Source organism: Ureibacillus suwonensis (genome assembly GCF_042655065.1).
GTDB lineage: Bacteria > Bacillota > Bacilli > Bacillales_A > Planococcaceae > Ureibacillus > Ureibacillus suwonensis.
In genome coordinates this window covers 1-9,042 of the sequence record NZ_JBHSNQ010000050.1, presented here as the reverse complement: position 1 = coordinate 9,042, position 9,042 = coordinate 1, and the positions used below count along the sequence as shown (strand labels likewise).

The window sequence follows — 9,042 nt, the reverse complement described above, 5'->3', positions numbered from 1 at the left end:
CTCCAGCTTCCTTCAGATTCCGCGTCACCACGGACACCCTTGCTCTTGGCTAACCTCTACTTCTGTCTTCGGGGTTCGGGACTTACACCCTATAGTTCATGTACATGCCGGGCGCACAAAAACACCATTTTCTCCCGGGAGAAAATGGTGTTTTTTATCTTTTATCCCAGCCTCTTTCTTACGATCAGTCAAGTATATTTTATTAATTTGTATATGTTTTTATTTTAGTTGTAGTTGTGAGGGGGTACCCCCTCACAACTACAACTAAATTTTGGCATGCCAAAAAGACCTAACGATTTTTAATTTTTTCGAAAGGTCATTTATGGTATAGTGTAGTTAATCGATTATTTAACTTAAGGCAGTTTCATAATCGTATAAAATGCCATGTGTCAGTAACTGGAACGTCACTTTTAAAAATTTATTGATACAGGCGATAATCGCAACCTTATGAGGCTTTCTCTGAGGTTGTGTTTTTAATTTATAATAGTAATCTACAAAATGATTCGGTTTATCTTTCTTCTTCATAATCATGGCACACACCATAAAATATAAAAGCTTTCGCAAGTGTTTGTTACCTCTTTTATTAATACGATCATGATACTGTGTATTCCCCGATTGATAGCGCATAATATCAATTCCCGCATAAGCATTCAATTGTTTAGCATTTTGAAAGCGACGAATATCACCCATTTCCCCAATTAATCTACAAGCAGTAGAATCACCGATACCAGGGATGGAACGTAAAACAATATACTCTTTTCGATCTTTTGATAAAGTAATCATTTGTTGGACAAGTGCTTCTTTTTTATCCTTTAATTCTGCTATTCGATTTGCGTAATCACGGACTTGTTCACATCGCACATCGGTAGATTTAATCGCTGGATAACTATTTTGAGCAGCTTCTAATAAAGCAATTGCTTTTTTCTCTGCACGTTCTAAAGAAAGGTTCTTTCTTGTATTCGCTTTTAGGCGATTCTTCATGACAGTTTTAGAGTGAGCTAAAACAAGTGTTGGGTGAGGGTATAGTTGTACTATATTTAAAAATAGTGCAGAATTTGGTGTCAGTATTTTTTCTAATTCTGGAAAACTCAATTGTAAAATGGAATGCATACGATTTTTTAATAAAATCATTTCTTCATCAATTTCATCATCATAACGTGTCAATGCACGCATCTGCTCATAATAATCATCTTGGATATAGGTTGGTTCTCTCTCCATTTTAAAATGTGTTTTGGCTAATTCATGAGCATCGCTTATATCGGTTTTATGTCGACGCATCTTCGCCATTTGTCAGTTCGCTTCAAGGGGATAATATGCATAACCGTAATCTTTTAAAAATGCTTCAATCGGTTTTGAATAAACACCTGTTGCTTCAAATACAATGTCTGGTGCTTGGTCATCAAGTGATGTAATATCTACTATTCGCTTATGTAATTGTTCAAAATCTCTTCGTATATGATTGATTTCACCTTCATATTTGCACTGACGATAACTATCATAGATCGTTACTGTACTCTTTCCTTTACTAACATCTAATCCAATAACATGTTTCATTCCATTACTCCTTCTTTGCCAATTCATAGAAGTCTTCACCTTACCTTATCGATTCCACTTTCTTATACACGATCTCTATGGACCCAACATACTAAACTGATTCGCATAAGGGTGTGAAGTTAGCCAGTTTTTAATACGGATTCAAAGATCCCTGAGGCTGGTCGACTTTTCTAAAAAATAGTAGCACAAACCTTGGCCTTGGTTTGTACTACTAATCTTAGTATGTTTTTAAGTGCACCTTTGTGGAAGCATAAAAGTACAAGTCCTAATTTTCAGCTAAGATTAAGATTTAACTTTGACGTTTCGCTTTTTTCTTCAATGCCCCCTACAAAACGGAATGCTCTGCTTATTACATGTGGAACAATCGATGCATGATTTTCTTCTGACCCGACATATACATCCAATTTATTAATTCTTTCCTTCAACAGATGATACATCACTTTCACATCATCAATAATCATCGTTTCCTGTTCTCCAACGGCAAGAAACACACCTGGAGCTGCCGGAAACTTTCTTTCCCTTACCTTTTTCAATAATTCTTGGCCGTTCCACCAAAGGGATGGACTAATTGCAATCAATTCTTGGAAACTTTCTGGATGATGCAATAGCGTCCACAATACATAGTAACCGCTTAAAGAATGGCCAAATAACACTTCCTTATTGGGAACAAACGAAAGATACTTATAAATAAACGGTTTACATTCCTTTTCCAGAAACTCATGAAATTTATCTGCACCTCCTACAGCCGGAGGAAGTTTATCTTTCATACGTTCAGGATAAATATAGCTTTCTGCTGGACCTGTAAAATCCAAAAATCGCCTTTCTCTAATATCATCCGCTTGGTGGCAAATACCTACCACAACCGCCTTTTCCACTTTCGTTTTTAAAGTGTTTAATGACTGGAGGCGGATAGTATCTCTCGCAAAATAAAAATAAAATGAACCATCCAATATATAATAAACCGGTGTATGCTCATCGATGTGCTCTGGAATAAACAGTTCAAGGTTATATTCATATTCTATATACTTTGAAAAAATTTTCAATGATAATTCTCCCTTCGATTATAATCGATATAAAAACGTCAATTGAAAATCATTCTCATTTAAACTATAATATGTTTATGCAATCGAATGTACATGTAGGGGGAAAATCAATGAATAATAGTCTAATTGGAAAATTATCTCGCTCCTATTATTCCAATCATTTAATTGTCCACAATGTGGCTCGATTTGAAATCAAACAAGAAGGAAAGATTCATGAATATAAAACAATCACTTCGGCTTTTATGTTTCCTATAAAAGGGGAAGCAAAAATACATGTGGATCAAAATGAATTTCATTGTACACCTGGAAAAATGATATACATTCCGTTCGCATCCCATCTAAAATTTACTATTTTAAGCAAAGAACCTTATAAATATATCAATATTTTTCATCAATATCTTGAAAGAATGAATTTTGAAATCGATATATCTAAACATTCCAGCGAAGTATTTCAACTATTATTTGATTTGGTTGAGCTTTCAAATAATGGGCAAAATCATCAGTTCCAAAACAACGAACTCTTAAAAAAATTGTTCAGCTTTCTGGAAAATTGCCATTCATCCATCAAATCTTATGAAAATACTATTGTGAACAAAATTATCGAGTACTTGAAACAACATTACGATGAACCGATTGATTTAAGAACGTTAGCAAAATTAGTGAATAAAAAGGAAACCCAAGTATCTTACCTTTTCAAAAAATTTACAAACAAATGTCCCATCGAATACCTGATCGACTATCGCATCGAGAAAGCGACAGAACTGATCCAAACGACTGACCTTTTGATCAGCGATATTGGAAAAATGGTAGGTTATCAGGACCCCTTCTACTTTAGCCGGCTATACAAAAAGCGCACTGGTATTGCTCCGGCGTCTCTGCGAAAAAGAAAATAGGGATGGATAGATAAACAGATGAACCATCCCTAATCCACACATCTTATTTTCCGTAAATTTCGTTTGCCAACATTTCTAACGTGTCAAAAATCCGAGTACCATAATCCATGAAATCATCATACGTTGTTTCATAAATGCGTTTTTCTTTAATAGCACTTACATTTTGGATTAATGGTTCACTATATAATGTTTCAATTGCATTTTTATCAAATTCCGCATTGCGGTCCGCTTTGATATAAATGATCACATCCGGATTCATACTAATTAAAGATTCGTAAGTTAAATCCCCGACACTGCCCTCAACTGCAGGTACAAGATTTAAAGTGTCCAATAAATCTCTTTGTAGTCCTTCAGAAGAATTGAACACGCTGAATGTTCCTGTTTTTGAATCGAAACGAACCATTGTAATTGCCGTCAATTTTTTATCGGATTTCATATTATTCACTTTATCAACGATTTTTTGATAGCGATTTTCCAATTCTGTTGCATATTCTTCTGCACGATCGTTGACATTGAAAATTTTTCCTAATGTTCGTACATCATCAATTACAGCCGTCAATTTTGGATTCAGTTTAATGTGGCTTGCTGTTTGAGTATATACATTGATTCCCAAATCATTTAATGTTTGAATAGTTCCCAAGCGTTCATCCGTAAACATCATAGAACGACCGACAACGATATCCGGCTCTTGGCCAACAATAACTTCTCTTGATACTTTCATTTTGTCTCCTAAACTGTGTAAGCTGGCAAAGTCTTCTGCATATTTCCCTGTGATTTTATTATCCGGTTCCAAAATGCCGACAATTTTATCCTTTAAACCTAATTCCAATAACATTTCTGTAGAAGATGGATTATTTGTGATCACACGTTCAGGTGCTTTTTCGAACGTTTGAACATATTCATTGCCATCTTGGTCATAAATTTTCACTTCTAATGGATAAACCGTTTCATTGGATTTTGTTTCGCTGGCAGTTTCTTCTTTTTTGGAACTATCATTGGCAGTTTCTTGTTCCTCCTGGTTGCAAGCCACTAAAAATAATGAAATCAAGAATATTAATAGGAATACAAGGAATTTTTTCATTTTTTTATACCTCCATTAGTACTTGATTTATTGGTTTGTAATAGCTGATGCATAGATTGTTGGTTGTCGGATCGCGGAAAACTTCGCAATCCACTTCGTAAATTTCCTTGATGATTTCCTTTGTAATCACTTCTTCCGGTTTACCGTGGCAGACAATTTGTCCTTTATGAAGGAAATAAACATAGTCGCAAAACTGTGCTGCCAATTGTAAATCGTGTAAAGCAGACAGAACGTTGATATTTAAACTTTTAATAATATTTAAGATTTCCAGCTGATATTTAATATCCAAATGGTTGCTCGGTTCGTCCAAAATCATTAATGATGGACATTGGGCAATTGCCCGTGCTAAAGCAACTCTCTGTTTTTCGCCGCCTGATAGTTTCAAAATATTGCGTTCCCGGTACTCCAATAGCCCGGTTTTGCGCAAAGCATCTTCAACAATTTCAAGATCCCTTTGATTTTCCTTTTCCAGCAATCTTTTATGAGGGATTCTGCCCATCATTACAACTTCTTCAACAGTCATATCAAAACTATTGCTTTGAAATTGCGAAACAACCGACATATTTTGCGCAATTTTTTTCGCAGGAATTTGATCAATGGATAAATCATCTAAATAAATAGTTCCTCTTGTCGGTTCCAGCACCCGATAAATGGCTTTCAATAATGTCGACTTTCCGCTGCCATTCGGTCCAAGCAGGGCAACAAAAGAGTTTTGAAATACGCTTAAATCAATGCCATGGACGATTTTTTTCGTACCGATATTGATTTCAACACCTTCTAAATGCAAATCCATAAGCTTCCCTCATTCATTTTGAAAAGTTATAGTTTTTCTTGATCATGATATAGGCAAAAAACGGTGCACCAACGAGAGCAGTAAAAATTCCAATCGGAAGTTCAACATTATCAATAATCGTCCGTGCAATGGCATCTACCACCATCAAAAAGATTGCTCCAAGCAATATGGATACCGGAATCAGCCGTTTATGATTCGCTCCGACAATCGCTCTGGAGATATGGGGAATAATCAATCCGACAAAGCCGATAATGCCGCTGATGGATACTAAAATTCCCGTAAGAAGCGCAACGATTACTAAGTACAATTTTCGATAAAAAAGAATGTTGATCCCTAAGGTGATGGCTGTTTCATCTCCTTGAAGCATTGCATTTAACGGTCGATATTGAGTCAGAAAGAAAATTACAATGATTAACACACTACAGAGTGGCAATAACAAACTATCCCATTTTGAACTTGCAAGTGACCCCATCGTCCAATATGTAATCCGTGCAATCGTATTATCTGTACCTGACATTGCGATAATGAAGTTTGCGCATGCAGTACATGCAGCGTTAATAATGGTCCCAGATAAAATTAATTTCGTTGTTGTCATCTTGCTTTTATAAGAGGCCAAAAACAACACTACGATTGCTGCAAAAAGAGCACCAAAAAATGCAACGAGGGTAAGTCCCATATTGCTAATAATGCCAATGAGACTTCCACCTAAAATGATGAATATTGTTGCACCTAAATAGGCACCTGATGAAATGCCCAATAAGTAGGGATCAGCGAGAGGGTTTTGAACAATTGCCTGCATCACCACTCCACATAATGCCAATCCCGCTCCAATGACAAGCCCCATCAACACTCGTGGCAATCGAATTTGCCAAATGACACCTGAATATGTAGCATCCGATGTTGGATTTAACTGAAAAATTTGTTCGAGTAAAATGGTAAAGGTTTCAACAAGGGGAATATGAAGCGTTCCAACACTGACACAGACCCCTAACGTGAAGATTAATAGGAAGATTAGTATGACAACAAAAGATGGAAACTTTATTTTCTCTAGCATTCTGTATACTCCTTCTAGCTAAAAACTAAATCAGTTTTTGAATTAGTTCCCGATTTCGTTTATAGAAGACCTCATTATGCGAAGATACCATGCCAATAGCTTCTGCATCCGGTTGAACAAACACTTTAGCCTTATTCACTGCGTTGATTGCATCTTGAAATGCACCAGCAATCATGTGAACTTTTCCTTCATAATCAACTGCATCCCCCACTGCATAAAGCCCTGGGATGTTCGTTTCACAATATATATTCGCTTTAATATAGTGCTCATTTGCGAATTCAATCTGTAATGGACTATTTTCAAGTAACGTTTTTTCTCTTACATATCCATGATTCACAACCACTTCATCTACATTTAAATAAGTAATTTCTCCTGTCTGATTATTCGTTAATTCCACTTGCTCAATGGACATACGATCTTGGCTTGGAATTAATTTTGTAATTTCTGTATAAAAATGACATTCAACCGAGCTGTTCAATAATTGTGATACTTGTGCTTCATGGGCATTCAATTGACCTTTTCTATATGTTAAATAAACTTTTTTCGCAATCGGCTCCAACTCATTGCACCAATCAACTGCTGTATGTCCTCCACCTGAAACGATTACAATCTTATCTTTAAATTTTTTTAAAGATTTAATTGTATAATTTAAATTGGAACTATAAAATTTAGAAGCCCCTTCCACTTCAAGCTTCTGAGGGTTGATTATGCCACCTCCAATTGCTACGATTACCGTTTTTGAAAAATGAGTATGTCCTTTATCTGTTTTTATTTCGAATATACCTTCTTCATTTTTAGAAATTTCCGTTGCTTTTTCTCCTATCACAACAGTTGGATCAAAAGTCGTTGCTTGTTCTATCAATTGTTGAATTAATTTCTCACCTGTAATTGGCGTTAATGCACCAACATCCCAAATTAGTTTTTCAGGATAAACATTTATTTTACCCCCTAAGTAGTTTTGGGATTCAATGATTTTCGTTTTCATTTCTCTTAAACCGCAGTAAAATGCGGAAAATAAACCACTAGGCCCTCCCCCAATAATTGTCACATCATATAAATTGTGTGTTTCCATTATGAATCCTCCTGGTTGAAATCAAAAGATGATAATGATTATCAATTTCGTTCAGAATTTTATCACACAAAAATGAACTTTTGAATGGATAATTTAAGAGGAAATGGACAAAATTAAAAAGTTTTCCCCATAATAAATAAGCAAGCCTTAGAAATATATCTATGAATTTCCGAGTTCTTGCTTATTTTTTGCATTATTCAATTGTTAATTCCTCTTTTGTATAATAATGAACTATTTTTTCAACAGGTCACTACCCAAAAATTTTTCAAGACAATGTCCGCTTCAATACGAGTTGTCCGCAATAAAATAGCTGAATCTTTATTGATTCAGCCAATTAATAGAATATATTATTCTTTTCCGTTTTGGTCTCTCTTCGTCAAATAATTGGCTTTGTGGAATAAATCCTTTACGATCGCAGCTGCTCCTGCTACTAACACCCCTTGAATCACCGCTTCAATAATGAAGCCATAATAACCTATACAAAATGCAATTCCGAGAACAACTTGTACCCAAGGAGTGACCCATGGCGGAACTTTTGGCGTTCGATTCAAAAACAATCCAAGTAGATAAAGCACTGGAATGATGATAACTGATTCAGGGTATATATAATTTTCTAATATAATAACATCCATCTTCCATCCCTCTTTGTATTGAAAATTAATAGAGTAAAACCTCTAAAGTATTCCTATTATCATTTTATGTGTAGGACAAAAAAACAGTTTAGGAAGATTCACTACTTACGAACCAGTATATAGAAAAAATTATAAATTCATTAGAAGGATGAAAGTTTTGAATTAATTTTTTTGGTTGAAGGGCAGCTGCTACAGATGCAGGAATTACTTCTTATCGTGCACTCTTTTCCATCGGACAAGCTAAAGAAGGGACAAAATTAGGTATTATCGGAGTGGGGGCTTGGTCAATTTGCACTTCAAATGGCGTTAATTAAAGGATGTGAAGTATATGCAACTGATATTTCTCCAGAAGCACGTTTTGCTACAGGAAAAATGTCTCCAAAGTTAATTACAATCCCATTCGAAGAGATCGATAAAAGCTTAGAAAAATTAAAAAATCATGAAGTAAAAGGTCGCTTAGTAGCTGTATTTGATTAAGATTAAAAAAACTTGTTAAAGAATTTATATCAGGTTTCTTATAGTTTGAAACCTGATATTTTCATTTCTTATGATACAGATATTTTATTAAAAAATTGACTACATTCCATACATTTTTATTTAATACAATAATACTAATTTATAATACAGATTATCCAAAATTTTCATATTTTTCCTTAAAGTTAGTCTAATTTGCTGATATAATAGAATTACAATTTATGATACATCTATCTAAACTCATTCAAAGTATAGCTGCTAAAAGGGGTATTTTAAAATACATAAGTAAATTACAAAGGGGATTATGCAAGGATATATATGGTAGTGTCAAAAAATCTATGAAAACTTAGTTTTGGAGGGATGTGATCTAGCGAAACTAGAGGAAATGCCGCCGCAATCGCTCTTGACAAACACGTCAATGGTTTGATTTCGAACCAACAAGGGCG

Annotated in this window: 8 protein-coding genes and 1 pseudogene; 2 read left to right on the top strand and 7 right to left on the bottom strand. The window is 34.9% G+C overall.

Annotation, left to right across the window (positions count from 1 at the left end; genetic code table 11):
• Positions 1-348: 348 nt before the first annotated feature.
• A pseudogene (locus ACFPOH_RS06460) lies at positions 349-1,554 on the bottom strand (IS110 family RNA-guided transposase).
• 272 nt (positions 1,555-1,826) lie between these two features.
• Positions 1,827-2,597, bottom strand: a complete 771-nt coding sequence (locus ACFPOH_RS06455) for an alpha/beta hydrolase (RefSeq protein WP_390309093.1) — start codon at positions 2,595-2,597, stop codon at positions 1,827-1,829.
• A gap of 110 nt (positions 2,598-2,707) precedes the next feature.
• Between ACFPOH_RS06455 and ACFPOH_RS06450 the strand changes: the two genes are divergently transcribed.
• Positions 2,708-3,490: a helix-turn-helix domain-containing protein gene (locus tag ACFPOH_RS06450; RefSeq protein WP_390309092.1), complete on the top strand. Its 783-nt coding sequence runs from the start codon at positions 2,708-2,710 to the stop codon at positions 3,488-3,490.
• 43 nt (positions 3,491-3,533) lie between these two features.
• Here the strand turns inward: ACFPOH_RS06450 and ACFPOH_RS06445 are convergent, their stop codons facing one another.
• From ACFPOH_RS06445 to ACFPOH_RS06425, 5 genes are all read right to left on the bottom strand, one after another.
• Positions 3,534-4,571, bottom strand: coding sequence for an ABC transporter substrate-binding protein (locus ACFPOH_RS06445; protein ID WP_390309091.1), 1,038 nt, complete (start codon positions 4,569-4,571; stop codon positions 3,534-3,536).
• Between the two features lie 4 nt (positions 4,572-4,575).
• Positions 4,576-5,364 (bottom strand): ABC transporter ATP-binding protein, encoded by a 789-nt coding sequence (locus ACFPOH_RS06440; protein ID WP_390309089.1) that lies wholly within the window; start codon positions 5,362-5,364, stop codon positions 4,576-4,578.
• A 13-nt stretch (positions 5,365-5,377) separates the two neighbouring features.
• Entirely contained in the window at positions 5,378-6,418 is a 1,041-nt protein-coding gene (locus ACFPOH_RS06435) for a FecCD family ABC transporter permease (protein ID WP_390309088.1), read from the bottom strand.
• A 25-nt stretch (positions 6,419-6,443) separates the two neighbouring features.
• Positions 6,444-7,490, bottom strand: coding sequence for an NAD(P)/FAD-dependent oxidoreductase (locus ACFPOH_RS06430; protein ID WP_390309087.1), 1,047 nt, complete (start codon positions 7,488-7,490; stop codon positions 6,444-6,446).
• Between the two features lie 347 nt (positions 7,491-7,837).
• Complete coding sequence (locus ACFPOH_RS06425; protein WP_390309086.1) at positions 7,838-8,122, bottom strand: phage holin family protein; 285 nt, start codon at positions 8,120-8,122, stop codon at positions 7,838-7,840.
• 300 nt (positions 8,123-8,422) lie between these two features.
• On the opposite strand from ACFPOH_RS06425, the gene ACFPOH_RS06420 reads away from it, so the two are divergent.
• Entirely contained in the window at positions 8,423-8,599 is a 177-nt protein-coding gene (locus ACFPOH_RS06420; RefSeq protein ID WP_390309085.1) for a hypothetical protein, read from the top strand.
• The last annotated feature ends 443 nt before the right edge of the window (positions 8,600-9,042 follow it).